Consider the following 24993-nt stretch of genomic DNA (forward strand, 5'->3'; position numbering starts at 1 on the left):
GGTTGAGTGTGGGAGCGGGCTTGCTCGCGAAGACGGCCTGGCAGGCGCTACGAATCTCAATGCTTGACCGCCAACTCCTCCAGGTGATCCTCGACTTCCTGGGGCTTGAGCACCAGCACATCGCTCTCTACCGCATCGAGCACCACTTCCGCCGTATTGCCGATCAACGTCCCCGATAAACCACTGCGCGCCACGGTGCCGATCACTGTCACGGCCGCCTGCAGCTTGTGCACCATGAACGGAATCAACACATCCGCCGGGCCCTCGGCAATGTGCAGGTGTTCGTTGTCGATGTCGAACTCGGCCTGGAACGCCTTGCATTGTTCGCGATAGCGCGCCTCGATGGTCTCGCTCAGCTGCAACGTTGGGTCGGCTGCCGACAGCATGGGCGAAGGATGAGCACTGATCACATGCAGATGCGCCTTGGCCAGGCTGGCGATGTCGTAGCCGTAATCGATGATGGTGTTGTGCAGATGACGGTGTTCACTATCCATATTGCCAACGTCGACAGCCGCCAGGATCACCTTGTCCTTCCACGAACCGGCGGTTTTCACCAGCAGCACCGGGGTAGGGCAGTGGCGTAGCAGTTTCCAGTCCACCGGGGTCAGCAGGGCCTTTTTCAGCGAGCTGTCAGGGAAATGCTGTTTGATGACCAGCCCGCAGCCTTCGGCCTGCTGCACGTCGACGATGGTTTCGTGCAGGCTTTCATTCCAGGCCTGCTCGGTCGTGACGCTGTACCCGTCTTGCAGCAGGGCAGCCTTGAGCACGCCCAGCATGGCGCTGTGATCGTGCTTGCGGTCACACACCAGCAGATGCAGGTGCGCCTGGGTTACACCGGCGATCAGTTTGGCTCGTTTGAGTGCCAGGCTTTCCGAATGCTCGGGGTCGATGACCACCAGGATGCTGCGAATGGCTTGCATGATCGGGATCTCCTGAAAATGAAAAAGCATGGCGTTGCACAACTATAGTTCCTGTGCGGCAATCGGTGACTTGATGCATATCAACGGTGTGACTGGTGGTCTTCGGGCAGGCCGGTATAATCGGCGCCCTTCGTTTTATACCTTTTCTACCCTTTTTCCGTGAGCCCCATGATCCTTCCCGAAATTCACGAGTTCCTCGGCTGCCGCACCCCGGATGGCTGGGTTCAGGCCGCTTTGGCCGATCAGGACACCTTGCTGATCGACCACAAGAATTGCGAGTTCAAGGCGGCCAGCACGGCGCTTAGCCTGATTGCCAAGTACCACTCCCACGTCGACCTGATCAACATGATGTCGCGTCTGGCCCGGGAAGAGTTGGTGCACCATGAGCAGGTCATGCGCCTGATGAAAAAACGCAAGATCGGGTTGCGCCAACTGTCCGCCGGGCGCTACGCCTCGGGACTGCGCAAGGTGGTACGCAGTCACGAACCGGTCAAGCTGGTGGATACGCTCGTGGTCGGTGCGTTCATCGAGGCCCGCAGCTGCGAGCGTTTCGAGGCGTTGGTACCACACCTGGACGAGGAACTGGGCAAGTTCTACTTCGGCCTGCTCAAAAGCGAGGCCCGGCACTTCCAGGGCTACCTGAAACTGGCGTACCAGTACGGGGACGCCAAGGACATCGCCCAGGTGATAGACAAGGTGCGGGCCGCCGAGCAGGAACTGATCGAATCGCCGGATGTGGAGTTTCGCTTCCACAGTGGCGTGCCAGTGGCGGCGTAAAGATCAACCAGTCGCGGGCTTAACGGCTCAAGCCCAGGCGCTCATGCCACTCGGCGATCGATTCTTCGGGATAACCCTCGAACTGTTTATCGCCGGGCTTCACCTCGACCTCCACCCAGGAGGCCTTGGAGTCCAGCAACAAATGTGTGTGCTGCGGCGCCACGGGCAGCGGCGTGTCGATCGCCGAGGCGAATGGGTGGATCAATTCCGGCCATTCAGGGCTGAATAGCCACAAGCCCGAGCCGCACAGCGAGCAGAAATGCCGCTCGGCACTGCTGCGGTGGGCGCGCTGCTCGCCTTCGCCCTTGAGCAGCGCATGGTAGATCGCGATGTTCTTGCGCCCGCGCACCTTGAGGCTATGGGCGTCACCGGCAATATTGATCGCATAACCGCCACCGCCCTGGGTCTTGCGGCAGATCGAGCAGTAGCAGCGTTGATAGGGGTAGGGATGGGCGCTGGTCAGGTTGAACGACACCGCGCCGCAATGGCATGAGCCTTCGAGTTGCATGGGAATCTCCAGTGGCCGAATTGACTCGGTTCAGCCTAGAAGATATGCGGCGCGATTGCCGACGCCTTCGCGAGCAGGCTCGCTCCCACAATGATCCGCAAAGCCCACAAAACCTTTGTGGGAGCGAGCCTGCTCGCGAAGAACGATAACGCGGTCCCACTGGACGCCTACCTTCCACCGGGTCAGCATGGGCGCCTCGAAACCCGGACTCGACCCGATGCGCCGATTACCCTCCCTCGCAGCCCTCAGAACCTTCGAATGCGCCGCCCGTCACGCTCATTTTGGCCGGGCGGCGGCGGAGTTGTGCGTGACTGACAGCGCCGTCAGTCATCAGATCCGCCAGTTGGAAGAACAGCTCGGCGTTTCGCTGTTCGTGCGCGAAGGCCGGCAGATTCGTCCGACCGTGGCCGCCGGGCGCCTGATGCAAAGCTTGCAGCAGGCCTTTGAATTGATCGGTGATGCCTGCGACGAGCTTCGCGACCCTTCGTCCCTGGCGGTGTTGCGCCTGGCGGTCACTGCCGAGCTGGCGCAGAAGTGGCTGATGAGTCGCCTTTCGGATTTCTATGCGCGTTATCCGCACATCACCTTGCACCTCTACGAACAGCCGATCGATGCCACGGCGCCGGGAGAAGACATCGACCTGGCGATCACCTACGGCACGGGCCCGGTGGACAGCAGTGCGTATTTCGTCCGGCCATTGCCGGCGCTGCAGTTTTTTCCGGTGTGCAGTCCTGGCCTATTCAACCAGGGCACCCTGAAAACCCCCAGGGACCTGGCCCGCCATTGCTTGCTGCATGACGATCAGGACGGCAAGACCTGGACCGCCTGGCTCACCAGCCATGCCGGTGACCAGCGCCCCGAACGGCAACTGTACTTCGCCCATGCCGGATTGGCCCTGGAAGCCGCGGCCCAGGGGCAGGGCGTCGCCATGGGCGATAACCTGACGGCCCAGGAAGATTTGCTCAGCGGTCGCCTGGTCCGGCCATTCACCTCAAGCATAACGGCATTGGGGCAATACGCGCTGGTGTGCGAGCGGGTTCGCCTGGAGCGGCCTGCCGTGACGCAGATGCTCGAATGGTTCAACGATCAACTGATCGATTGATGAGTTGAATTCAAGTGTTCCGAAATAATCATCGTTGGCGAGGAGGGCGCTCGCGACCTTAGCCTGTGGTCATTCCAATCCCCGCTGATGAGGTTTGCCCATGGCACGTTTGCTCGACTCCACGCCCAAACTTGACGGTTTCCGGTTGCCCGGTGAATTCGAAACCAAGTCCGGCTGCTGGCTCGGTTGGCCTGAACGCACCGACGTCTGGCGCAATGGCGCCAAGCCTGCGCAGAAAGTCTGGGTGCAGATCGTCACCGCGATCTCCCAGAGCGAGCCGGTTACCGTCTGCGCTTCGGCCGCGCAATTCGCCACCGCTCGCCGCCAGTTGCCGCCGCAAGTACGCGTAGTGGAAATGACCTGCAACGACACCTGGTTCCGCGACAGCGGTCCGTGCTTCGTGGTCAACGACCAGAGCGGTGAAGTGCGCGGCGTGGATTTCGAGTTCAACGCCTACGGCGGCCTCGACGGCGGCTTGTACTACCCGTGGGACAAGGACGATCAGATCGCCAGCAAAATCCTCGAAATCGAACGCTTCAACCGCTATCGGGCACCGTTGATTGCAGAGCTGGGCGGTATCCAGAGCGACGGCCAGGGCAGCATTCTCACCACCGAGCAATGCCTGCTCAACCGTAACCGCAACCAGCATCTGGGCAAGGACGAAGTCACCAGGCGCTTGACCGATTACCTCGGCGCCGAGCAGGTCATCTGGCTGCCACGGGGCTGCAAGTTCGACGAAACCGACGGCCACGTCGACGATCTGGCGTGCTTCGTACGCCCGGGCGAGGTAGTGCTGCAATGGACCGACAATCGCGACGACCCGCAGTGGGAAATCTACCAGGAGGCCTACGACATCCTGCGCAGTACCCGCGACAGCCGTGGTCGCGAGCTGATCGTGCACAAGCTGCCACAACCGGATGTGCTGGAGTGGACAGCCGAAGAGGCCGAGGGCCTGGACCAACAGGACAGCACGCATGCTCGCCGGGCTGGCACGAAAATCTGCGCGTCCTATATCAATTACTACGCCGGTAACACCTCGATCGTTGTGCCGCTGTTTGGCGACCGCAATGATCAGGTGGCGTTGGCGACCCTGGCCGAACTGTTCCCGAGGCACAAGATCGTCGGCATCGAAAACTCCCGGGAAATTCTCCTCGGTGGCGGCAATGTCGCGTGCATCACCATGCCGCAGTACGCCGGTACTGCCTGCAACGAACAGGGAGTTTGATCATGGGCCTGCACAAACTGACCCAAGCGTTACTGCTGGTGCTTGCACCCCTGTGTGTGCAGGCCGCCGACACCGCCAAACCGGTGGTGAACCTGTACATCTGGGGCGAGTACCTGGCCCCGGACACCTTGACCAACTTCGAGAAGAAAACCGGTATCCATGTGGTCGTCGATCACTTCGATTCCCTGGAAACCGTCGAGACCAAATTGCTCACTGGTCGTAGCGGTTACGACCTGGTGCTGACGGCGGGGCAGCATCTGTCGCGAGCCATCCAGAGTGGTGCGATCCAGACCGTGGATAAACAGCAGATACCGCACTTTGCCGGCGTCGGCGAAGAGTTCCGTCAGCACATGGCCGTGTTCGATCCGGGTAACCGTTACGCCGGGATCTACGCCTGGGGAACCACTGGCGTGGGTTATCAGGAGGAGGCGGTCAAGCAGCGCCTGCCCGATGCACCGACGGACAGCTGGGCAATGCTGTTCGACCCGACGGTGGTTTCGAAATTCGCCGATTGCGGGGTCAGCCTGCTCAACGATCCGAACGAAGTGTTCGCGGCGGTCATGAAGTACCTGGGCCTGGACATCAACCGCCAGAACCTCGATGACCTGAAACTGGCCGAACAGCAGCTGGCGAAGATTCGCCCCTACATTCGCTACTTCGACAACGACCTGAACATCAGCGACCTGGCCAACGGCAATACCTGCGTGGCGATGTCGTGGAACGGGAACGTGGCCATTGCGGCGGGCCAGGCAAAAGCGGCAGGAAAGCCGTTTTCATTGAAGTACCGGATACCGAAAGAGGGCACGCTGATCTGGTTCGATGCCATGGTCATTCCCAAGGACGCGCCGCATCCCGAGGCGGGACTGGCATTGATGGACTACCTGATGACACCTGAAGTGATCGCGCCGATTACCGACACCATCCACTATGCCAATGCCATCACGGCGGCGGATAGCTTGATCGATCCGGCGATTCGCAATGATCCGGGGACTTATCCGCCGCAGGCGGTGCGAGCGTCGTTGTACAGCAAGAATGACAATGGCAAGGCGTTCAACCGCGCTTTGATTCGGGCGTTCAGCCGGTTGAAATCGGGGTTGTGATGGGCTTGGGCAGTCAAGCTCCAAGCAAACCTGTGGCGAGCTGGGCTGCGCAGCAGTCCCATTTTTTGGGGCCGCTTCGCAGCCCAGCGGGGATGAATCCCCTCGCCACAGTCCGTTTAACGGCTGGGCACCCGCCACAAATACCACGCTGCCACCGTCCGATACGGGCTCCAGGCCAACCCGATCTCGATCATCTGCTTGCGCGTCGGTTGCACCTGGAGCCCCTTGAGCCGTCGATAACCCTCGCGTACGCCAAAGTCATCGGCCGGCAAGATGTCCGGTCGCTCCAGGCTGTAGATCAATAGCATCTCGACCGTCCAGCGCCCCACGCCGCGCAGGGTTACCAGGCGTTCGATCAGTGCTTCATCGTCCATGGCCAGCGCCGTGGCGTAATCCGGCACCACGCCGTCCAGTGCAGCCTGGGCGATGCCTTGAATGGTTGCGATCTTGCTGGCGGAAAAGCCGCAACTGCGCAGTCGCTCAAAATCAGTCGCGACAATCTGCCCAGGCTGTGGAAACGCCACCGATGGGTACAGCGCCAGCAACCGGCCGATAATCGCATCCCCGGCCTTGGCGTGCAGTTGCTGGTAGGCGATCGCCCGCACCAGTGACTCATAGGGATCGCGGGCTGTGTGAGGTTGATGCAGGCACGGGCCGATGGCGTCGATGTGGCGACGCCAGTCGTCATCCAGGTTCGCCAGCCATTGGGTGGCCAGTGGGTAGGGGACAGGCATAGAGCATCCTTGGAGCGGCTGACGAACGCAGCCTGTGATCAAAAGGCCAGTTGCTCGGTAATCTGTACCGCCGCCTTCTCCAGCCTGAGCAGGAACGCCTTGCGCGGCTGGCCTCCAGCGTAGCCGGTCAGCGAGCCGTCGGCGCCGATCACCCGATGGCAGGGTACGACAATCGAGAGGCGGTTATGACCGTTGGCCAACCCCACGGCCCGACTGGCGCCGGGTTTGCCCAGGGTGGATGCGATCGCTCCGTAGGTGGTGGTCTGGCCGTAGGGGATGTGTGCCAGTTCGGCCCATACCTGGCGGGAAAATTCGCTGCCGGGCATGTGCAGGGCAACGCTGAATTCAGTCCGTTTTCCGGCGAAATATTCGCTCAGTTGGTCTTCGATTTGCTGCAAATGCCCGTTATGCCCTGGCGCCACGACGTAACCAAAGCGGTTTTGCAGCGCTTGCACTTCCCGGCTCAGGCTGGGCTGGTCGAGGAACTCCAGTAACACCAGTCCGCGACGTTCGGCCATGGCGATCATCGGCCCAAGCGGAGTGGTCAGGCGCGTGAACAGCAGCGGCTCACTGTTGGCGGCGCGGCCCGGCGTGATGTGGAACGACTTCTGGAATGCATCGCGAAAACCGCTGAGGGATTCGTAACCGGAGTCGTACGCGGCGCTGTCGATGGAGTGGCCCTGCTTGATCCCGCCCAAGGCCATGCCAAGGCGTCGGGTGCGTAGCCAGGCATGAAAGGTCATGCCCAAATGCTGCTTGAACCAGCGACGCAGTTTCAGCGGCTCGATGCCTTCAGCGATTAACTGGGCATCGGTCCAGCGCTGCTCGGGATCGGCGTCCACTGAGTTGAGCAACTGCTGGACCCAGTGCGGCGCTATCGCCGCGGCGTCCATGGGTTTGCAGCGCAGGCAAGCGCGGTAGCCCGCCGCCAGGCATTCATCGGCGTGGGCGAAGAACTCGACATTTTCAGGTTTCGGGCTGCGCGCGGTGCAGCCAGGACGGCAGAAAATACCGGTCGTCTTGACCGCGGTAAAAAACACCCCCTCGTAGGCGGTGTCTCGTTCGAGCATGGCGCGGACCATCTCGGCGTGGGGCGGCAGTAGCGTGTTTTGTAGGTTCATGGGTTGAGCTTAAGCGGCGGGGCAGAACCCCTCCACCGGAAAATCGACAGGGAATTGCCCGCGTTCACCGGCAGGTGCCCAAGGGCGCGCGATCCGCCAGTTCTTCCAGTAGATCAGCCGAGGGAGCGTAAAACAGGCCACCGGTAACTGCCGTGCTGAAATCCAGCAAACGGTCGTAATTACCGGCGGGCTTGCCGACAAACATGTTCTCGAGCATCTGCTCCAGAGGTTCGGGCGAGCGCGCATAGCCGATGAAGTAGGTGCCGAATTCGCCAGCGCCTGGCCGGCCAAAGGGCATGTTGTCGCGCAGGATCTTTACTTCTTCGCCGTCCTTGGTGATGGTCGTCAAGGCACTGTGCGAATTGCTCGGCTTGACCGAATCGTCGAGTTCGATATCGGATAACTTCGTCCGCCCGATAATCCGCTCCTGCGCCTCGACGGATAACGCGTTCCAGGCATCCATCTTGTGCAGGTACTTCTGCACCAGCACATAGCTGCCTGCGCTGAAAGAGGGGTCTTCATCGCCCACCATCGTGAAGCTGCCAGCCTTGCGACCGACGGGATTTTCGGTGCCATCGACAAAGCCGATGATGCTGCGCATGTCGAAATAGCGGAAGCCCTGGACTTCATCGACCACCGACACCGCATTGCCCAGCGCTGAGAGCAATTGCGTCGCCAGTTCAAAGCAGAGGTCCATCTGCTCAGCCCGAATGTGCAGCAACAGATCGCCTGGGGTGGAGATGGCGCGTCGTTCCTCGGGTCCGAATTCACGGAAGTTGTGCAGCGAGGCGGGACGCGGATGGCCAAACAAGGTGTCCCACGCCGCAGAGCCAAAGCCACAGATGCACGACAGGTTACCGGAGGGCACGCGTTTGCCTACCGAGCGTGTGAGGGCTGCGATGTCTGCGCACCAGCCCCGCACTTTGCTGGCGGCGTCACTGCCGGGAACCAGGGTTGCCACGATAAAAATCGCGCTGCGGGTAATGGGGCTGCAGATGGACTGTGCGTCCGGCGTTGATTGATCCATCGGCATGTGTCCCCATGAGCGGTAGTTTGGTCAGGCCCGACGCGCCATTAGCAACACTGAAGCCGCCGCCGACAGTAACCCTGCGCAGCAGCGATTGAACATCCGCTTGCCCGAAGGTTTGGCAAACCAGCGGCGCATGTGCAGGCCCATGTAAGCGTAGGCGCCGATAGCAATCCATTCCAGCATCAGGAACAACGCGCCCAACAGCGCAAATTGCGGTGCGATGGCATGGGTCGAGTCGACGAATTGCGGCAGGAACGCGGTGAAGATCAGGATTGCCTTCGGGTTGCCAGCCGCCACCAGGAACTCTTGCCGAGCCAACGCCAGCATCCCCACCGACGGGGCGCTCACCGCGGTTTCCGCGTCGGGGTGGGCACGCCACAATTGCCAGGCGAGATAAAACAGGTACGCGGCACCGAGAATCTTGATTGCGTAGAACAACAATTCCGAGGTTTGCAGCACCACCGCCAGACCGGCCGAGGCGAGGGCGATCATGCCGGCGAAAGCGAGCAGGCGACCCATGCCCGCCAGGCAAGCGGTGCGGTAGCCGTAGCGGGTCGAATTGCTGACCGACAGCAGGTTGTTCGGGCCTGGCGCCATGTTCAGGGCGAAGCAGGCTGGAAGGAAGAGGGTAAGGGTGGTGAGGTCCATGTTCGGCTCCAGCAGCAGAAGCCGTATTTTTATCACAGCTGCCCAGGGACTTGACCCGTACAGTCAGGGACACAGGCAGCGTACCAGTGGCTAGCGCGCGAATTTTTTCGCCCCTGCCACACACAGGATCACCGCCACGGTCACGCCCAGCATGGACAGGCTGACGTGTTCATGCAGCAAGGTGGCGGCCAGTGCCAGGCCGAAAAAGGGTTGCAGCAATTGCAGTTGCCCGACGACGGCGATGCCCCCTTGCGCCAGTCCGCGATACCAGAACACGAAGCCTATCAGCATGCTGAACAGCGACACGTACCCCAGGCTGAACCAGGCCGGCGTACTGATGCTGGCGAACGAGCCAGGCAACCGCCACAAGGTCAATGCAGCCATGGCTGGCAACGCAAGTACCAGCGCCCAGGAAATCACCTGCCAGCCGCCGAGTGTGCGCGATAGCTTTGCACCTTCGGCATAACCCAGGCCGCAAGCCAGGATCGCCAACAACATCAGGATGTCGCCTAGGGGTGAGGCCGTCAGGCCCTGGGCTACGGCGAACCCGACCACCAGCAGGCTGCCCAGCACCGAGAAGACCCAGAACACTGGCCGGGGGCGTTCGCCTGCGCGCAAGACGCCGAACACCGCAGTTGCCAGCGGCAGCAGGCCGACAAACACGATGGAGTGTGCGGATGTGATGTACTGCAGCGCCAGCGCAGTCAGTAGCGGAAACCCCACCACCACGCCCAATGCCACGATGGTCAGGGGCACAAGCTGATGTCGGCCGGGGCGTTTTTCCCTGAACAGCAACAGCAGGCACAGCGCCAGAATTGCGGCGAGGGTAGCGCGGGCTACCGTGAGGAACAGCGGATCGAATTCGAGTACCGCCACCCGCGTCGCGGGCAGCGAGCCGCTGAAGATCACCACGCCAATCAGGCCGTTGATCCAGCCGCTGGCATTTTTTTGCAGCGTCGGGTTTTGCAGGTTAGACGTCCGTTCCATGTGACTCACGCTCATTGTTTGATTGCACGAAACCATCCTATGGCTGACCATCGATACAATCAAAAAATTGTCATGGATACATTTGTACATGCCTCGATCCCGCTACAAAACGCTGGTTGACGCCTTTGCCGCTGACATCCGCTCGGGGCGTTTGCCTCCGGGTACACGCTTGCCGACCCACCGGCAACTGGCCACTGAGCACGGTTTGGCGTTGGTCACCGCGAGCCGGGTGTATGCCGAGCTTGAGAGCATTGGCCTGGTCAGTGGTGAAACCGGACGTGGGACTTTTGTCCGGGAGACTTCACTGCCGCCGGGCCAGGGCATTTCGCAATCGGTGGTCGCGGCGGGGATGATCGACCTCAACTTCAACTATCCGTCTTTGCCGGGGCAGGCTGACCTGTTGCGCAACGCCCTGCGTCAGCTCGCGTTGTCCGGTGACCTGGAGTCGCTCCTGCGTTACCAGCCTCACGCCGGGCGTCTGCATGAGCGGGCAGCGTTCGCCCGACATCTGGGCGAGCGTGGCCTGAACGTGCCAGCCGAACAGGTGCTCATCGTCAGTGGCGCCCAGCACGGCCTGGCAGTGGTATTGATGAGCCTGCTCAAGCCTGGCGATGTGATTGTTGCGGATGCCTTGACCTATCCGGGCTTCAAGACGCTGGCGGAAACACTGCATCTCGAAGTCCTGCCCATTCCCGTAACGGACAACGGACCTGATCTGCCGGCCCTGGATAAACTTTGCCGCACTCGATCAGTGCGAGCCGTGTATTCGATGCCGACCCTGCACAATCCGCTGGGTTGGGTAATGGACGCCGATCAGCGCCAGCATCTGGTGGCTATTGCACGCCGGTATGACCTGACGATCATTGAGGATGCGGCCTACGCTTTCCTGGCCGAAAGCGCACCGCCACCGCTGGCGGAAATGGCACCGGAAAGAACCGTGTATGTCAGTGGCTTATCCAAGAATGTCGCCACAGGCTTGCGCGTGGGTATTGTCGCCGGGCCGGCGCAATGGGTTGCCGGGTTTGAACGCACCATCATGGCGACCACCTGGAACACCCCTGGGGTGATGACCGCCATTGCCACGGCCTGGCTAGAGGACGGCACTGTCAGCCGGCTCGAGGCGCAAAAACGCGCGGACGCACAGGCCCGCCAAGCCTTGGCTCGTGAGGTGCTGACGGGACTGCGGAGCATCAGCCATCCGTCCTCGTATTTCATCTGGTTGCCCTTGGCCGAAGACGCCAGGGCCGATCAGATTGCCATGGCGCTGATGCGCGAGCAGGTGTCGGTGTCGCCCGCCGAACCCTTTGCGATTACCCAGCATGTTCCGCATGCGCTACGCCTGGCGCTGGGCTCGGTGGACATGGACGCGCTAAGCCAGGCATTGGTGACGGTGAAGAGGGTGGTCGGCTATTACTCATGACGGGCACATCCTTGGGCAGTTTTGTTCAATACGCGCACCATCAGGCTCTCTATCTTGACGCCTGGTTCAATTGACTGAGCAGGTGTGCGATGAGTTTGATCATGTCCATGGCGGCGTTTGCATTGGCCGCTTCAATAACGCCGGGGCCGGTGAATATCGTGGCGCTGGGTTCGGGCGCGCGCTTCGGTTTTCGCGCCAGTCAGCGGCATGTGGCCGGAGCGACGCTGGGGTTTGTGCTGCTGCTGGTCCTGATGGGGTTGGGTTTGCATGAGCTACTGCAATGGTGGCCGGCAATGACGCAAGTGGTGCAATGGGCCGGGGTAGCGTTCCTTCTGTACATGGCGTTCAGACTGGCCGCCGACAACGGCCAGCTGGAGGCCAAGGACAGTGGCCGCGCGCCATCGATGCTCTATGGCGCGGTCATGCAATGGCTCAACCCGAAAGCCTGGCTGGCCTGCGTGGCCGGCATGGGCGCGTTCGTCGCCGATGGCGAGGCCCACCTGGTGTGGCAGTTTGCTGCGGTGTACCTGGTGATTTGCTACGTGTCGGTCGGATGCTGGGCCTACGCCGGGACGTTCTTGCGTGGCTACCTGGACAACCCGACGGGCATGCGCGTGTTCAATCGGTTGATGGCGTTGTTGTTGGCGGTGAGTGCGGTGTACTTGGTGTTGCCAGAGATGCACTGACACGCCATTTTGTGGTGTGCAGGGTTACTCCGTGAGAGCTGCCCGACCCATTTCAAGGTGGTGCACAGAAACGTGACTTCAGGAAAGCTTCAGGCCCTGAGGGCCCCCGCTTCGGTATTTCGTGACAACGACTCATGATGAGCGAAATTTGCAATCATCAGCCAAGGGCTGTTTGGCATCCTGCGCCGGTCGAATTTTTTGTGGCGATTGTGGCGCGGTCGACCGTCGTCGTTCATGCGACCGGAGCCACTTCTCAATGCCTCGGGAAATGTCCAATCATAAAAGGAAAAATGAATGACGTTAATTACCCCGCGGCAAATCTCAGCAAGTATTTCGAACACCGGCGATAGGATTGAAAGTTCATCAGCGAGCCTCCCGCAACATTCTCAGCCAATAGACAGGCTCGCTGCACAAGTCATTAAAGCTTCAAATTCTTCAGTGCAGTTTTCAAAGGGATCTGCAAGTGGTGACGTCCATATCGGTATCATTTACCGGCCAGATAACTTTGGTGCTGGGCATGCTTTGTACGATAAACCTCCGGTCCGTACGATGAGTCAGTTGAATCCCATGATCGGTGAACCGATCACCTTGCCCAAGAGCCTTTCCAACATCAATTTTACTCGAAACAATAAAGACGATGCGCAGAAAAGTAAGGAGGTCATTCAACGCCGACAGGAGGCTTTTCAACAGCCAGCGCATGAACACAATAGCGGACTAAGTGAAGTGCATGGGCTGTTCATCCCGGGCGCCCCATCGGCAGTGCATAGTCAGCAGGGGGAAGCCATTAACATACCGAGCCAAAATAGCAAACATAAATCGAAGCGCAACGAACTGGATAGTCGTGCGCAGTTCGAGCACCGAAGTATTGCAGAGGCGCGGTTGCATGGGAAACCGGTATTGGCTATCTGCGCCGGAGCGTGGCGTTTGGCCGAAGCATATGGGGGCTGCACAGAGACATTTGGTGGCAGCGAGCTTAAAAAACACTACAGCCCAGGTGCTGATACCATGAATGTGGGTCACGACGTCGACATAACGCTTTCGCATACAAACCTAAGCGGTACGATGCCGAAAAAAGACGAGCATGGATATAACGGGCAGCCTTCTGCTATGCGAGATGACAAATTGGGGTGGGTGAACACTACCCACTGGGCTAGCGTGAAGGCGAACGAGGATGGCACCTTGGCCAGCGCACTCGAGACTCCAACCCCAACCCCAGCGCCAGGTTTACGCGAACTGCAGAATCAATCAAAGTTGCCGACAACCCCAAGTGAATTGATTATAACTGCAACTTCGGAAGGTAAAGTCGAAGCATTCGAAACCCGCCATGGCGCGCCAGTAATGGGTGTGCAGTGGCATCCAGAGGCGTATCTTCCTGGAATGAGTGGTCGAGATCCGATTTCTCAAGAAGTGATGGGGCTTCAATCTCCGAAAGAGTACGATGCCTATTTACGCAATCATGAAAGAACTGTCGCGCAATCGGATAATCTATTCAAGGCATTTGGACAAAGTGCAGCGGCATATCGAGGGCGTCAGGAAGTTAATCAAGAGATCAAAGAGCGCCAGCTGAAGTATGATCGCGATTAAACGGTGCGGATTGGCTGGGAATATCGAGTGTATTCACCAATATGCCATCAGGTGATCGGAGCAGGCGGCTCGTTGTGCAACTGCTCGTGTTCACCCCCGATACTGCCCCGGTGTCGCCGCCAGATGCTGCTTGAACGCCCGCTGGAAATGCGCCTGGTCGGCAAACCCCGCTTCCAGCGCCACGTCGGCGATCAGCTTGCCATTGCGCAGTTGATCCTGGGCAAACTGGATACGCCGGTTGACCAGGAAGGCGTGGGGCGTCATGCCGTAATGCTGCTTGAACGCGCGGATCAGGTAGGAGGGCGACAACTGCGCCGCTTCGCAGATATCTTCGAGCTTGAGCATTTGCGTGCAGTGCTCGCGGATGAAGTCGGCGGCGCGTTCGAGCTTGAAATTGGGCTCGTGCAGCGGTTGTTCGGCCGGGTTCAGGCGTAGTTGCACCTCGGTGAAAAATTCCACGGCCGCGCTGTGTTTACCCAACACGTCTTGCTGGGCATCGACCAGCACCTGATGCAACGCCTGCAAGCCAACGAACAAAGCACGGTCCGCGGTGTGGGTGGCCGCGAACCGGCGAAACGCCAGATCGTTGCCGAACCCGAGTTGATGCTGTAAATCGGTGAGCCACGGGGTGTCGACGTACAGCATCAGGTACGACCAGGGCTGGTCATCGATTGGATTGCAGGCATGGACATCACCGGGGTTCATCAGCACGACGGTCCCGGCGCAGACCTCGAAGTTCGATTGCTCATGGACATAGGTACTGCGCCCGGCGGTGATCGCACCGATGGAAAAGTGCTCGTGGGCATGCCGGGTGTAACAGACCTCGCGTCCGTCGGCGATGGAGCGGGCTTCGATGAAGGGCAGGGCATCATCGCGCCAAAAGCGCGGTGCCTTGTCGGTGTCCCTGGTCTTTGCGGGCTTCATGATCAATCCTTGGCAGATCAGCGCCTGAGTGTATTAGCTCTCGCCTTCAAAGGCTCGTTTCAGTTCGGCGATATCGAGTTTTTTCATGTGCATCATGGCCAGCATCGCGCGCTGGGATTTTACCGTGTCGGGATCCTTGATCATTTCCATCATCGCGACCGGCACGATCTGCCAGGACACGCCGAATTTGTCCTTGAGCCAGCCGCATTGCTGTGCTTCGACCGGCCCACCGGCAGACAGGCGTCCCCAGAAGTGGTCGACTTCTTCCTGGGTCTGGCAGTTGACCTGGAACGAGATCGCTTCGTTGAAAGTGAAGTTCGGGCCACCGTTGAGACCGGTGAAGGTTTGCCCGTCGAGTTCGAAGCTGACCGTCATGACCGAACCGACTTCCCGGCCGTGGAACTCTTTTCCAGCCTCGCCGTAGTGAGTGATGGCGGTTATTTTCGAATGATCGAAGATCGCACAGTAGAACTTGGCGGCCTCTTCGGCCTGACCATCGAACCACAGGCAAGGGGTGAGTTTTTGCACATGTAGCATGGCGGGTCTCCTTGGCAGGTTTTTGCAGGCTGGATTATCAGCGTAGCTAGCCTGGGGCGGCCTGGTCGTGCCGTAGATCGCCGAGTGTGTAAGGATTTTCTACAGAATGTTGTCAATATGACTGCGACCTGAGTCATGCTGACTACGCCTTTAGCGAGTCGTTGTGACCAGTACGTTCTCAGGGCCCTGATTTTCATGGGTTAATTGGGTGGCACGCGACTTGATAAGTCCAACGTACAACTGAACTGCTACAGGAGTACGGAAATGTTCCATGTCTTCAGCAATGCTCAGAATGTCCTGCACCTATCCAGCCGTGTGTTGGGCGTTGGCCTGGCGATGTTACTGGCCGGCATCTACGGCGCTTACCTCCATGCTGGCCATCTGTCGATCGTTGCACTGGTGTCGTTGCATGCCATGACCATCGTCGGACCGACCCTGCTGAAAATCGGCTACGTCATGCGCCTGCTGGCCCAACACCGGTTGAGCAAACCTCAGTTCGTGGCGCTGGCCTGATGCGTAAACTGTCCGCAGCTCCCGTCTTCAGCCTTGGTTTTAGACCGTTTTTTCTCGCGGGTGCCGCGTTTGCCGCAGTGGCGGTGGCCATCTGGGCCCTGTGGCTGTACGGGCGTTTGCCCGAAGCGCAACCGGTAGGAGGCATGCTCGCCTGGCATCGGCACGAGATGCCGTTCGGGTTCGCCGTGGCGATCATTGCCGGTTTTCTGCTGACGGCGGTGCCGAACTGGACCGGCCGCCCCGGGCTCAACGGTTGGCCACTGATCGGGCTGGTGCTGATCTGGTTGCTGGGGCGACTGGCCTGGTTACTGCCGATTTCTCCTGCAGGGGTGCTGCTTTCGCAACTGCCTTTCTTGCCGTTGTTGGCCTGGGTGCTGGGACGAGACCTGGTGGCTGCTGGCAAGCGTGAGAACTATCCGATTCTGCTGCTGATCACCTTGCTGGCCGGTTGTCAGCTCATGACACTGTGGGGGCTCTGGACTGATGACACAGGTTTGCAGCGGCGTGGTGTATTAGCGGCCTTATGGCTGGTAGGCGCACTGATGAGCGTGATTGGCGGGCGGGTAATTCCGTTCTTCATTCAACGCGGCTTGAACCGTCCGGCGACGCCTGCAGCCAATCCATTACCCACCAAGGTGCTGATGGTGAGCGGGTTGTTGGCGGCGGTGACGTTTGCCATCGGTTTGAATGACGTGCCCAGGTTTTGGCTGGCGGCGTTGTTTTTATTGATGGGCAGTCTGCATCTGTTGCGCCTGTGGCGTTGGCATGACCGGGGTATGTGGCGTGTGCCGCTATTGTGGTCGCTGTACCTGTCTTATGCCTGGCTGGTAGTGGCGGTGTTTGCCATGGCGCTGTGGCATCTCGGCCTGATGCCGCAACAGAGTCTGGCCACGCATTCGTTGGCGGTGGGCGGTATTGGCGGGTTGATTCTGGCGATGATTGCGCGGGTTAGCCTGGGGCATACCGGTCGGCCGCTGCTACCCTCGAAAGCAATCGTTGCGGGGTTTGCCCTGGTGCTGTTGGCGGCTTTGTCACGGGTGTTGCTGGTGCCGTTCGCCGGGTGGGGATTGGGGGTGTCGGCATTGCTTTGGTGTGTGGCGTTTGTGCTGTTTCTGTGGCGTTACACAGGTATTTTGTTCAGCCCGAGGGCGTAGGAGTCAGGCTTGCTGGTGAAGGCGTCCTGGCAGACGATAATTGTCTTTCAGGTGTACATATCCGTTCCTGCGGTAACGGCCACCTAGGGTTTCGCTTTTACTGTAGGAGCCAGGCTTGCCGGTGAAGGCGTCCTGGCGGCCAATGGGGATTTGTGACTGAGTACATATCCATTGCTGCGGTAACGATCACTTATGGTTTCGCTTTTACTGTAGGAGCCAGGCTTGCCGGCGAAGGCGTCCTGACGGCCAATGGGGAATTTTGACTGAGTACATATCCATTTCTGCGGTAACGACCACTTATGGTTTCGCTCTTACAGCGAGTCACTTGGAAAAGCCCCAAGTAACCAAGGGCTCTTGCCCCTGGCGTTCGGTGCCTCGCTAAGGCTCGGCATGCCCTCGCTCCGGTCCTGCTCCGTGGGTCGCCGCGATGGGCCATCCTTGGCCCAGCGCGGCTAAACCGGCATCCATGCCGGTTTACCCACTGCGCAGAACCTCCACTCGGCCTCTCGAGGGGGCAAGAACATCAAAAGCCAGATCACAATCAAAAGCGAGGCCGCCGACCGGCCGGCCTGATCGGAAGCCATACGCATACCTCCTGTAGGAGCGAGCATGCTCGCGATGAACCTGAGAGCACCGCGGGCTACCAGGTGCCCCGCGTTATCGTTAACGACCATCGTAGGAACGCCGCCCGGAGCAGGCTCGCTCCTACAGGGGATCCAGGTGCACCCATAACAGTCAGGTCGGCTTTAAGGCCGCCTCGCTTTGTTTTTGATCGCAGGCGCCCCGTTAACCACGATGGCCGAACGCAGGCATTGCGCAGTGGGGAAACCGGCAGGACGCCGGTTTAGCCGCGCTGGGCCAGGGATGGCCCATCGCGGCGACCCACGGAGCAATGCCTTCGTTCTGGCATGCCGAGCCCAAGCGAGGCACCGAGTGGTGGGGCACAGCCTTTTGCTTCCTTTTTGGCGTTTGAAAAAGGGAGTCGCCGTAAGGGCGAAACCATAAGTGGCCGTTATCGCAGCAATGGATATGCACTCCGACAATAAATCTCACATAGTTTCCTGTGACGCTTCGCATCACCGTTGCGTACGGCTCAATTAATGCGTCGTCAACGGAACGCGGAGCGTCCCTGGCGGCATTCCCACGCAGAGCGTGGGAACGATCAACGATGAATCGCGAGCAGGCTCGCTCCTACAGGGGATCGAGGTGCACCTGCAAAAGTCAGGTCGGCTTTAAGGCCGCCTCGCTTTGCTGTTGATCGCGAGCGCCCCGTCAACCACGATGGCCGAACGCAGGCATTGCGCAGTGAGGAAACCGGCAGGACGCCGGTTTAGCCGCGCTGGGCCAGGGATGGCCCATCGCGGCGACCCACGGAGCAATGCCGGAGAGAGGGCATGCCGAGCCTAAGCGAGGCACCGAGTGGTGGGGCAAAGCCTTTTGCTTCCTTTTTGGCGTTTGAAAAAGGGAGTCGCTGTAAAAGCGAAACCATAAGTGGCCGTTACCGCAGCAATGGATATGTACTCAACGGATATGTACTCCGACAACAAATAAAAGGTCGGTCACCAGGTAGCTTTTGTGACCGGTGGTCGATACACCTCGGCCTGCCGGACAATTTGCGCTTAGCTGTAGGGATAACCCCAAGGCGCGCGCAGGTTCCTGATCGCCACAGCGGCGCCAACTTCAGAACACCGTGAGTCTGAGGGCCGTCGCAATGCTGACCTTGAATATCAATGGCCAGGACCAGGAGCTGGATGTCCCTGCGGACATGCCGCTGCTGTGGGTCCTGCGCGATGTTGCGCACCTGACCGGCACCAAGTTCGGCTGTGGCATGGCCCAGTGCGGCGCCTGTACCGTGCACATCGACGGCACGCCTTTGCGTTCCTGCATCACACCGGCCACGGCCGTGGCCCATGGACAGAAAATCCTCACTATCGAAGGCCTGTCCACCGACGGCTCGCACCCGGTGCAACAAGCCTGGGCCGAACTCGATGTGGTGCAGTGCGGTTATTGCCAGTCTGGGCAGATCATGTCTGCGGCGGCCTTGCTGGCAAAGATCCCGCAACCGACCGACAGCGACATCGACCAGGCGTTGTCAGGCAATATCTGTCGTTGCGGCACTTACCCAAGAATCCGCGCCGCGGTCAAACGCGCCGCCCAATTGGGTTGATGGCCATGAACAGCAGCGATCCACTATCGCGCCGCGATTTTCTTAAGGGCAGTGCCATGCTGGGCGGTGGGCTGGTGATAGCGTTTGTCATCCCCGGGGGCCATCGCTTTGCCCGGGGCGCGGAAAACCAGGGCAACGTGTTCGCACCCAATGCCTTCCTGCGCATCGGCAATGACAACAGCGTCACCGTGTTGCTCGGTCATTCGGAAATGGGTCAGGGTATCTGGACCGGGTTGACCATGCTGATCGCCGAAGAGCTGGACGCCGATTGGTCGAAAATTCGCGTCGAGCACGCACCGGCTTCGGCCGCCGATTACGGTCTGGCCGGGTTCGGCGGCATGCAGATCACCGGCGGCTCGACCTCGACCTGGATGGAGTTCGACCGTTACCGTCAGGCCGGTGCGACGGCGCGTTTGCTGCTGGTCGAGGCCGCGGCCAAGCGCTTCAACGTCGCACCCTCGGCGATTCGCACGGAGTCGGGCGTGGTGATTGCCGGCGACCGGCACGCCACCTACGGCGAACTGGCTGACGACGCCGGCAAGCTGCCGGTACCGGACCCTGCGACCATCAAGCTCAAGGAGGCCAAGGACTGGACCATCATCGGCAAACCCACCAAGCGCCTGGATACGCCGGAGAAAATCACCGGCCGCGCCAAATTTGGCATGGACGTGCAGTTCGATGGCCTGATGACGGCGATGGTCGCGCGTTCTCCGGTGTTTGGTGGCAGCGTCAAATCCTTTGAAGGCGCCGAGGCGCTGGCGATACCCGGTGTGCACAAGGTGGTGCAGGTGCCGACCGGCGTGGCGGTGATTGCTGATCACTACTGGGCGGCGAAACTGGGACGTGATGCGCTGCACGTCGAGTGGGACCTGGGGCCGAACGCAGGGCTCGACAGCGAGCAATTGCTCGAGGAATTCCGCAAGCTCGCTGCCACGCCCGGGCTGCCCGTGAGCGAGGCCGGCGATACCCAGGCTGCACTGGCCAAAGCGACCAGGACCCTCGACGTCGAGTACAGCGTGCCCTACCTGGCCCATGCACCCATGGAGCCGCTCAACTGCACCGTGAGCATCACCCAGGACAAATGCGAGATCTGGACCGGTACGCAGTTCCAGACCCTGGACCAGATGATCGCCGGCAAAATCACCGGGCTCAAGCCTGAGCAGGTCGAGATCCATACCGAGTTCCTGGGCGGCGGATTCGGCCGGCGCGCCAATCCGACCTCGGACTTTGTCGCCGAAGCGGTCCAGGTCGCCAAGGCCGCGGGCGGGCCGGTGAAAACCGTGTGGGCGCGGGAGGATGACATCCGTGGGGGCTATTATCGCTCGGCGTTCCTGCATCAGGCGCGAGTCGGCCTGGGCGCTGATGGCCTGCCGCTGGCCTGGAAGCATGTGCTGGTCGGACAGTCGATCATGGCCGGCACCTCGCTTGAAGCGGCCATGGTCAAGAACGGCATCGACAAGACGTCCGTGGAGGGCGTGGCGGACGGTCCCTACCTGCAGGGGCTGGCTAATCATCAGGTTGAGCTGCATTCGCCAAACACCGGTATCAGCGTGTTGTGGCTGCGTTCAGTGGGGCATACGCACACCGCCTTCGTCATGGAATCGTTGATCGACGAACTGGCCGCGGCGGCAAACCAGGACCCGGTGGAGTACCGGCGGACCTTGCTCAAGGCGCATCCACGGCATCTTGGCGTATTGAACCTGGCGGCAGAGAAGGCCAACTGGAAGGCGCCGTTGCCGGACGGCCACGCCCTGGGCGTGGCGGTGCATGAGTCATTTGGCAGCTACGTGGCCCAGGTCGCCGAAGTCTCCCAGGATAACCTGGCGATTCGTGTGCATCGGGTGGTGTGTGCGGTGGACTGTGGGATCGCGGTCAATCCTCAGAGCATCGCCGCACAAATGGAGTCGTGCATCGCCTTCGGCCTGGGTTTCACCTTGCACAGCAAGCTGACGATCAAGGATGGCAGGGTAGTGCAGTCCAACTATCACGATTACCAGGTGCTGCGGCTCAACGAGATGCCGGTGGTCGAAGTGCATATCCTGCCCAGCAACGAAAAACCCGGTGGCATCGGCGAGGCCGGTGTTCCACCCACGGCGCCAGCAGTGGCCAACGCGGTGTACGCCCTGACCGGGCAACGCCTGCGTGAACTGCCGTTGCAACTGTCGGGGGTGTGAGATGAAACGACACCATTGGTTACTCGGCTCGCTGATACTGATTTGCCTTTTTGTCTATGCAACAGAGCTGTTCGCCGATGACAAGGAGGCGGTGAAGGCCTTCGACACCGTACAGAAGGTGTTCCAGAGCCCCCGATGCCAGAACTGCCACATTCCCGGGGACGCCCCCTTGCAGTTCGACGCCGGGCTACCCCATGCGATGAACGTGGTACGCGGCATGGACGGCAAGGGGGCTTCGGGGTTGCCTTGCGCCAGCTGCCATGCCGAGGCCAATCCACCCGCCAGTTACGGCGCCAATGCCCCGCCTGGTGCACCGCATTGGAGCCTGCCATCGGCGGCGCACAAAATGGCCTGGATCGGCCTGCCTCCGGACATGTTGTGCAGCATGATCAAGGACCGCGCGAGCAACGGTGATCGCGATTTTGCAGCGCTGATCAAGCACGTCAGCGAAGACAAACTGGTGTTGTGGGGCTGGAATCCTGGCGGTGATCGCGCGCCAGTGCCGGTGCCGCACGATGTTTTTGTCACACAGTTCAAGCGCTGGGCGGACGCCGGCGGGCCGTGTCCGGTAGTGGGTAGCTGACCAACGGCGAGTCGACATGGAGTCAAACCCGATATCGAGGACTCTAAAGAACATACCCACCTATGGAGTATGTGATGCTGATCTCAGGCAAACCGCACAAATCGTGTGTACGTGCAGGGACGCCACAGCAGGAGCGTGAGCTTTTGCGCGATCTGGCCCGCAAGGCAGAGCAAGAGCTGATCGGGGTACAGATGGCGAGCATGGATGAGTTGACGCTATTGCCCAACCGGCACGGTTTCCTCGCGTTGGCCCAATTGGGGCTGGACGCCTGCCAGCAACTGGACCGACCGGCGACGTTGCTGTTTTTCAATCTTGACGAGTTCAAACGCATCAACTACCTGTTTGGTCGCACCGAAGGTGATAAGGCGCTGAAAACCTTTGCCGATGTACTGCGCATCGGTTTTCGGGAAAACGACGTGGTCGGGCGGCTGGAGGGCGCCACCTTCGTGGCCTTGCTCACAGGTTCCGGCAGCGTGGACATCGAGGCGATCAAGGCGCGGCTCGAAGAAATGCTCGATGAACGCATGGCCACGGCGCATAGCGGGTATGAGATTCGTTTCAGTATCGGGCAGATTGAGCATGATCCTGTGGTTCATGGCTCGGTTGAAGAGATGCTGGTTGAGGCTGAAAAAGCGTTGGGCCGGTAGCATTGTGGTGCAATGACTGGCCCCATCGCGGGCAAGCCCGCTCCCACAGTTGATAGCATTTCAAATCGGTCAAGTGTGGGAGCGAGCCTGCTCGCGAAGGCGGCCTTGGAGGCCACGCCTGCCTTCATTTGGCAAACAACTGCCCAATATCCTTGAACGCCTTGAATTCCAGCGCATTCCCGCACGGATCGAACAAAAACATCGTCGCCTGTTCGCCCACCAGTCCCTGAAAACGAATCCCCGGCTCGATCACGAAACGCGTCTGCAGCGACTTCAATCGTTCGGCCAGTGCCTCCCACTCTTTCATGCCCAACACCACACCGAAATGCGGCACAGGCACGTCATGGCCGTCAACCGCGTTGGTATGGGCGGCCTCTTGCGCGGCGTTTTTTGGCGCGAGGTGAATCACCAGTTGGTGGCCGAAAAAGTTGAAATCGACCCAGTGCTCGCTGGAGCGACCTTCTTCCAGGCCGAACACGCTGCCGTAGAAGTGCCGCGCGGCGGCCAGGTCATAGACCGGAATGGCCAGGTGGAAAGGCGAGAGTTGCATCGGGCGTGCCTCGGTTATGGAATATTGACGCTGAGTTTAGCGCTGTGCTTTTTGATTGAAAGACGATAGTTTTTGCGTCGAGCTCAAATTTTTTCGATCAATCGGTGGCCCCATGCTTCGGGAACTGAAAACCTTCATCGCGGTGGCGCGCTACGGCACGTTCGCCGCAGCGGGCATGCACATCGGCCTCACGCAGTCGGCAGTCAGCGCGCAGATCCGCAACCTGGAACAGGCCCTCGGCATTCGCTTGTTCGATCGCACCGGGCGTCAGGCCTTGCTGAATGCGGCGGGGCAGCGCGCGTTGCCGATGGCCAGGGAAATGCTGGAAATCTTCAATCGAATGGCGGTCAGTGATGACGTCAGCGAGTACAGGGGCGAATTGAAGATCGGCGCCGTGGCCACGGTGCAGACCGGATTGCTGCCCCAGGCGCTGTTGCGATTGCGTCAGCAGGCGCCGCACCTGGAGCCAAAACTGGTGCCGGGCGTGTCCTTGAACCTGTTGAGCCAGGTGGACACCGGCGAAGTGGACCTGGCGATCCTCATCAAGCCACCGTTCGAACTGCCCAAGGAACTGTCGGCGCAAGTGATCCGCCGCGAGCCTTTTGTGCTGATCGTGCCGACGGATCTTGAAGGCGACGAGCCGCTCAAGTTGCTCGCCGAACATCCCCATGTGCGTTACGACCGCAATTCATTCGGCGGGCGACTGGTGACAAGATTTCTTCGTGAACAGCAAATCGACGTGCACGTTGCGTTGGAGCTCGATGAGCTGGAAGCCATTGTGAAGATGGTCGAGTGCGGGCTGGGCATTTCGTTGCTGCCCGAAGCGGGGCTGTGGCTTGAGCATGGGGCGAACGTCAGGGTGATTCCGTTGGGCGAGTTGACGTTTTACCGGGAGATTGTGTTGGCGCAGCGGTACAGCCAACGGACGCAGCCGATTCAGCAATTGTTTGCGCAGTGCCTTGTTTGAAGATCAAAGATCGCAGCCTTCGGCAGCTCCTACAGGTGTACACATATCCATCGTAGGAGCTGCCGAAGGCTGCGATCTTTTGATCTTGACCCAATAAAAAACCCGCCAAAAAGGCGGGTTTTTTAATGGCTAACCGAAGATCACTCTTCCAGATTGCCCATGGCCGTGGTGTTGAAGCCACCGTCCACGTACATGATTTCGCCACTGATGCCGGACGCCAGGTCCGAGCACAGGAAGGCGCCGGCGTTGCCGACTTCTTCGATGGTGACGTTGCGACGCAGAGGGGTTTGCGCTTCGTTGGCGGCCAGCATCTTGCGGAAGTTCTTGATGCCGGAAGCGGCGAGGGTGCGGATCGGGCCGGCCGATACGCAGTTCACGCGAGTACCGTCCGGGCCCAGGGAGCCGGCCAGGTAGCGTACGCCGGCTTCCAGGGAAGCCTTGGCCATGCCCATCACGTTGTAGTTGGGCATGGTGCGCTCGGCGCCCAGGTACGACAGGGTCAGCAGGCTGCCATTGCGGCCTTTCATCATTTCGCGGCCGGCCTTGGCCAGGGCCACGAAGCTATAGGCGCTGATGTCGTGAGCAATGCGGAAACCTTCACGGGTGGTGGCTTCGGTGAAGTCGCCGTCCAGTTGATCGCCCGGGGCGAAGCCTACGGAGTGCACGATGCAGTCCAGGCCGTCCCACTTCTTGCTCAGCTCTTCGAAGACTTTGGCGATTTCCGCATCGCTGGCCACGTCGCACGGGAAGCACAGCTCAGGGCTCGAACCCCAGCCCTGTGCGAATTCTTCGACACGACCCTTGAGTTTGTCGTTCTGATAAGTGAAGGCAAGCTCAGCGCCCTCGCGATGCATGGCGGCAGCGATGCCGGATGCGATGGACAGCTTGCTGGCGACACCGACGATCAGTACGCGCTTACCGGCGAGAAAACCCAT

At 60.1% G+C, this 24993-nt stretch carries 25 protein-coding genes; 14 read left to right on the forward strand and 11 right to left on the reverse strand.

Annotation, left to right across the window (positions count from 1 at the left end; translation table 11 throughout):
- Nucleotides 1–56: 56 nt before the first annotated feature.
- Nucleotides 57–920: a universal stress protein gene (locus HGP31_RS14235; protein WP_168758000.1), complete on the reverse strand. Its 864-nt coding sequence runs from the start codon at nt 918–920 to the stop codon at nt 57–59.
- A 168-nt stretch (nt 921–1088) separates the two neighbouring features.
- Between HGP31_RS14235 and HGP31_RS14240 the strand changes: the two genes are divergently transcribed.
- The gene (locus HGP31_RS14240) at nt 1089–1697 is read left to right on the forward strand and encodes a MiaE family protein (protein ID WP_008063957.1); all 609 of its coding nucleotides are present in this window, start codon (nt 1089–1091) and stop codon (nt 1695–1697) included.
- Between the two features lie 19 nt (nt 1698–1716).
- Here the strand turns inward: HGP31_RS14240 and HGP31_RS14245 are convergent, their stop codons facing one another.
- On the reverse strand, nt 1717–2205 hold the full coding sequence (locus tag HGP31_RS14245; protein ID WP_168758001.1) for a GFA family protein: 489 nt from the start codon (nt 2203–2205) through the stop codon (nt 1717–1719).
- A gap of 217 nt (nt 2206–2422) precedes the next feature.
- On the opposite strand from HGP31_RS14245, the gene HGP31_RS14250 reads away from it, so the two are divergent.
- The 3 genes from HGP31_RS14250 to HGP31_RS14260 all read left to right on the forward strand — a co-directional run bounded on the left by HGP31_RS14250 (nt 2423) and on the right by HGP31_RS14260 (nt 5632).
- On the forward strand, nt 2423–3307 hold the full coding sequence (locus tag HGP31_RS14250) for a LysR substrate-binding domain-containing protein (RefSeq protein WP_168758002.1): 885 nt from the start codon (nt 2423–2425) through the stop codon (nt 3305–3307).
- A 100-nt stretch (nt 3308–3407) separates the two neighbouring features.
- Nucleotides 3408–4532: an agmatine deiminase gene (gene aguA / locus HGP31_RS14255; protein ID WP_168758003.1), complete on the forward strand. Its 1125-nt coding sequence runs from the start codon at nt 3408–3410 to the stop codon at nt 4530–4532.
- Between the two features lie 2 nt (nt 4533–4534).
- A complete protein-coding gene (locus tag HGP31_RS14260) occupies nt 4535–5632 on the forward strand; it encodes an extracellular solute-binding protein (protein ID WP_020796314.1) in 1098 nt (365 codons plus the stop codon).
- Between the two features lie 116 nt (nt 5633–5748).
- Here HGP31_RS14260 and HGP31_RS14265 read toward each other — a convergent pair whose 3' ends face one another.
- The 5 genes from HGP31_RS14265 to HGP31_RS14285 form a co-directional block, all read right to left on the reverse strand.
- A complete protein-coding gene (locus HGP31_RS14265) occupies nt 5749–6366 on the reverse strand; it encodes a DNA-3-methyladenine glycosylase family protein (protein WP_083348955.1) in 618 nt (205 codons plus the stop codon).
- Nucleotides 6367–6404: 38 nt separating this feature from the next.
- Nucleotides 6405–7487, reverse strand: a complete 1083-nt coding sequence (locus tag HGP31_RS14270; RefSeq protein ID WP_168758004.1) for a bifunctional transcriptional activator/DNA repair enzyme AdaA — start codon at nt 7485–7487, stop codon at nt 6405–6407.
- 64 nt (nt 7488–7551) lie between these two features.
- Entirely contained in the window at nt 7552–8514 is a 963-nt protein-coding gene (locus HGP31_RS14275) for a Dyp-type peroxidase (protein WP_420850692.1), read from the reverse strand.
- 30 nt (nt 8515–8544) lie between these two features.
- On the reverse strand, nt 8545–9165 hold the full coding sequence (locus HGP31_RS14280; protein ID WP_168758006.1) for a LysE family translocator: 621 nt from the start codon (nt 9163–9165) through the stop codon (nt 8545–8547).
- A 90-nt stretch (nt 9166–9255) separates the two neighbouring features.
- A complete protein-coding gene (locus HGP31_RS14285; RefSeq protein ID WP_033045613.1) occupies nt 9256–10152 on the reverse strand; it encodes a DMT family transporter in 897 nt (298 codons plus the stop codon).
- An 88-nt stretch (nt 10153–10240) separates the two neighbouring features.
- Here HGP31_RS14285 and HGP31_RS14290 point away from each other — a divergent pair, with 88 nt between their 5' ends.
- From HGP31_RS14290 to HGP31_RS14300, 3 genes are all read left to right on the forward strand, one after another.
- Nucleotides 10241–11572, forward strand: a complete 1332-nt coding sequence (locus HGP31_RS14290) for an aminotransferase-like domain-containing protein (protein ID WP_168758007.1) — start codon at nt 10241–10243, stop codon at nt 11570–11572.
- 89 nt (nt 11573–11661) lie between these two features.
- Nucleotides 11662–12258, forward strand: a complete 597-nt coding sequence (locus tag HGP31_RS14295) for a LysE family translocator (protein WP_020796307.1) — start codon at nt 11662–11664, stop codon at nt 12256–12258.
- A 294-nt stretch (nt 12259–12552) separates the two neighbouring features.
- Nucleotides 12553–13842 (forward strand): gamma-glutamyl-gamma-aminobutyrate hydrolase family protein, encoded by a 1290-nt coding sequence (locus HGP31_RS14300; protein WP_020796306.1) that lies wholly within the window; start codon nt 12553–12555, stop codon nt 13840–13842.
- A gap of 90 nt (nt 13843–13932) precedes the next feature.
- On the opposite strand, the gene HGP31_RS14305 is transcribed toward HGP31_RS14300, so the two are convergent.
- Nucleotides 13933–14766: an AraC family transcriptional regulator gene (locus HGP31_RS14305; RefSeq protein WP_020796305.1), complete on the reverse strand. Its 834-nt coding sequence runs from the start codon at nt 14764–14766 to the stop codon at nt 13933–13935.
- Nucleotides 14767–14799: 33 nt separating this feature from the next.
- Nucleotides 14800–15303: a VOC family protein gene (locus HGP31_RS14310; RefSeq protein ID WP_020796304.1), complete on the reverse strand. Its 504-nt coding sequence runs from the start codon at nt 15301–15303 to the stop codon at nt 14800–14802.
- Between the two features lie 264 nt (nt 15304–15567).
- On the opposite strand from HGP31_RS14310, the gene HGP31_RS14315 reads away from it, so the two are divergent.
- The 6 genes from HGP31_RS14315 (at nt 15568) to HGP31_RS14340 (ending at nt 22541) form a co-directional block, all read left to right on the forward strand.
- Entirely contained in the window at nt 15568–15816 is a 249-nt protein-coding gene (locus HGP31_RS14315) for a hypothetical protein (protein ID WP_020796303.1), read from the forward strand.
- Nucleotides 15816–16970 carry an NnrS family protein gene (locus HGP31_RS14320; RefSeq protein ID WP_168758008.1) on the forward strand — a complete coding sequence of 385 codons (1155 nt, stop codon included), beginning with the start codon at nt 15816–15818 and terminating at the stop codon, nt 16968–16970. Before HGP31_RS14315 ends, HGP31_RS14320 begins: the two co-directional genes overlap by 1 nt.
- A 1711-nt stretch (nt 16971–18681) precedes the next feature.
- Nucleotides 18682–19137: a (2Fe-2S)-binding protein gene (locus HGP31_RS14325; protein WP_020799272.1), complete on the forward strand. Its 456-nt coding sequence runs from the start codon at nt 18682–18684 to the stop codon at nt 19135–19137.
- A 5-nt stretch (nt 19138–19142) separates the two neighbouring features.
- Nucleotides 19143–21311, forward strand: a complete 2169-nt coding sequence (locus HGP31_RS14330; RefSeq protein WP_168758009.1) for a xanthine dehydrogenase family protein molybdopterin-binding subunit — start codon at nt 19143–19145, stop codon at nt 21309–21311.
- Between the two features lies 1 nt (nt 21312).
- Complete coding sequence (locus tag HGP31_RS14335; RefSeq protein ID WP_168758010.1) at nt 21313–21894, forward strand: hypothetical protein; 582 nt, start codon at nt 21313–21315, stop codon at nt 21892–21894.
- Nucleotides 21895–21968: 74 nt separating this feature from the next.
- A complete protein-coding gene (locus tag HGP31_RS14340) occupies nt 21969–22541 on the forward strand; it encodes a GGDEF domain-containing protein (protein WP_020799275.1) in 573 nt (190 codons plus the stop codon).
- 124 nt (nt 22542–22665) lie between these two features.
- Here HGP31_RS14340 and HGP31_RS14345 read toward each other — a convergent pair whose 3' ends face one another.
- Nucleotides 22666–23091 (reverse strand): VOC family protein, encoded by a 426-nt coding sequence (locus HGP31_RS14345; RefSeq protein WP_168758011.1) that lies wholly within the window; start codon nt 23089–23091, stop codon nt 22666–22668.
- Between the two features lie 112 nt (nt 23092–23203).
- Here HGP31_RS14345 and HGP31_RS14350 point away from each other — a divergent pair, with 112 nt between their 5' ends.
- Nucleotides 23204–24058: a LysR family transcriptional regulator gene (locus HGP31_RS14350; RefSeq protein WP_151142397.1), complete on the forward strand. Its 855-nt coding sequence runs from the start codon at nt 23204–23206 to the stop codon at nt 24056–24058.
- 140 nt (nt 24059–24198) lie between these two features.
- Here the strand turns inward: HGP31_RS14350 and fabI are convergent, their stop codons facing one another.
- On the reverse strand, nt 24199–24993 hold the full coding sequence (gene fabI / locus HGP31_RS14355; RefSeq protein ID WP_020799278.1) for an enoyl-ACP reductase FabI: 795 nt from the start codon (nt 24991–24993) through the stop codon (nt 24199–24201).

The organism is Pseudomonas umsongensis, from assembly GCF_012647205.1.
Taxonomy (GTDB): Bacteria; Pseudomonadota; Gammaproteobacteria; order Pseudomonadales; family Pseudomonadaceae; genus Aquipseudomonas; species Aquipseudomonas umsongensis.

What these genes read in the sequence shown, in the direction of transcription:
- HGP31_RS14290 (WP_168758007.1), top strand. Translation starts at nt 10,241, where the DNA reads ATGCCTCGATCCCGCTACAAAACGCTGGTTGACGCCTTTGCCGCTGAC.
- HGP31_RS14240 (WP_008063957.1), top strand. Translation starts at nt 1,089, where the DNA reads ATGATCCTTCCCGAAATTCACGAGTTCCTCGGCTGCCGCACCCCGGAT.
- fabI (WP_020799278.1), bottom strand. Translation starts at nt 24,993, where the DNA reads ATGGGTTTTCTCGCCGGTAAGCGCGTACTGATCGTCGGTGTCGCCAGC.
- HGP31_RS14295 (WP_020796307.1), top strand. Translation starts at nt 11,662, where the DNA reads ATGAGTTTGATCATGTCCATGGCGGCGTTTGCATTGGCCGCTTCAATA.
- HGP31_RS14340 (WP_020799275.1), top strand. Translation starts at nt 21,969, where the DNA reads ATGCTGATCTCAGGCAAACCGCACAAATCGTGTGTACGTGCAGGGACG.
- HGP31_RS14265 (WP_083348955.1), bottom strand. Translation starts at nt 6,366, where the DNA reads ATGCCTGTCCCCTACCCACTGGCCACCCAATGGCTGGCGAACCTGGAT.
- HGP31_RS14275 (WP_420850692.1), bottom strand. Translation starts at nt 8,514, where the DNA reads ATGGATCAATCAACGCCGGACGCACAGTCCATCTGCAGCCCCATTACC.
- HGP31_RS14305 (WP_020796305.1), bottom strand. Translation starts at nt 14,766, where the DNA reads ATGAAGCCCGCAAAGACCAGGGACACCGACAAGGCACCGCGCTTTTGG.
- HGP31_RS14260 (WP_020796314.1), top strand. Translation starts at nt 4,535, where the DNA reads ATGGGCCTGCACAAACTGACCCAAGCGTTACTGCTGGTGCTTGCACCC.
- HGP31_RS14310 (WP_020796304.1), bottom strand. Translation starts at nt 15,303, where the DNA reads ATGCTACATGTGCAAAAACTCACCCCTTGCCTGTGGTTCGATGGTCAG.
- HGP31_RS14300 (WP_020796306.1), top strand. Translation starts at nt 12,553, where the DNA reads ATGACGTTAATTACCCCGCGGCAAATCTCAGCAAGTATTTCGAACACC.
- HGP31_RS14345 (WP_168758011.1), bottom strand. Translation starts at nt 23,091, where the DNA reads ATGCAACTCTCGCCTTTCCACCTGGCCATTCCGGTCTATGACCTGGCC.
- HGP31_RS14270 (WP_168758004.1), bottom strand. Translation starts at nt 7,487, where the DNA reads ATGAACCTACAAAACACGCTACTGCCGCCCCACGCCGAGATGGTCCGC.
- HGP31_RS14325 (WP_020799272.1), top strand. Translation starts at nt 18,682, where the DNA reads ATGCTGACCTTGAATATCAATGGCCAGGACCAGGAGCTGGATGTCCCT.
- HGP31_RS14350 (WP_151142397.1), top strand. Translation starts at nt 23,204, where the DNA reads ATGCTTCGGGAACTGAAAACCTTCATCGCGGTGGCGCGCTACGGCACG.
- aguA (WP_168758003.1), top strand. Translation starts at nt 3,408, where the DNA reads ATGGCACGTTTGCTCGACTCCACGCCCAAACTTGACGGTTTCCGGTTG.
- HGP31_RS14235 (WP_168758000.1), bottom strand. Translation starts at nt 920, where the DNA reads ATGCAAGCCATTCGCAGCATCCTGGTGGTCATCGACCCCGAGCATTCG.
- HGP31_RS14330 (WP_168758009.1), top strand. Translation starts at nt 19,143, where the DNA reads ATGAACAGCAGCGATCCACTATCGCGCCGCGATTTTCTTAAGGGCAGT.
- HGP31_RS14335 (WP_168758010.1), top strand. Translation starts at nt 21,313, where the DNA reads ATGAAACGACACCATTGGTTACTCGGCTCGCTGATACTGATTTGCCTT.
- HGP31_RS14250 (WP_168758002.1), top strand. Translation starts at nt 2,423, where the DNA reads ATGCGCCGATTACCCTCCCTCGCAGCCCTCAGAACCTTCGAATGCGCC.
- HGP31_RS14280 (WP_168758006.1), bottom strand. Translation starts at nt 9,165, where the DNA reads ATGGACCTCACCACCCTTACCCTCTTCCTTCCAGCCTGCTTCGCCCTG.
- HGP31_RS14245 (WP_168758001.1), bottom strand. Translation starts at nt 2,205, where the DNA reads ATGCAACTCGAAGGCTCATGCCATTGCGGCGCGGTGTCGTTCAACCTG.
- HGP31_RS14320 (WP_168758008.1), top strand. Translation starts at nt 15,816, where the DNA reads ATGCGTAAACTGTCCGCAGCTCCCGTCTTCAGCCTTGGTTTTAGACCG.
- HGP31_RS14315 (WP_020796303.1), top strand. Translation starts at nt 15,568, where the DNA reads ATGTTCCATGTCTTCAGCAATGCTCAGAATGTCCTGCACCTATCCAGC.
- HGP31_RS14285 (WP_033045613.1), bottom strand. Translation starts at nt 10,152, where the DNA reads ATGGAACGGACGTCTAACCTGCAAAACCCGACGCTGCAAAAAAATGCC.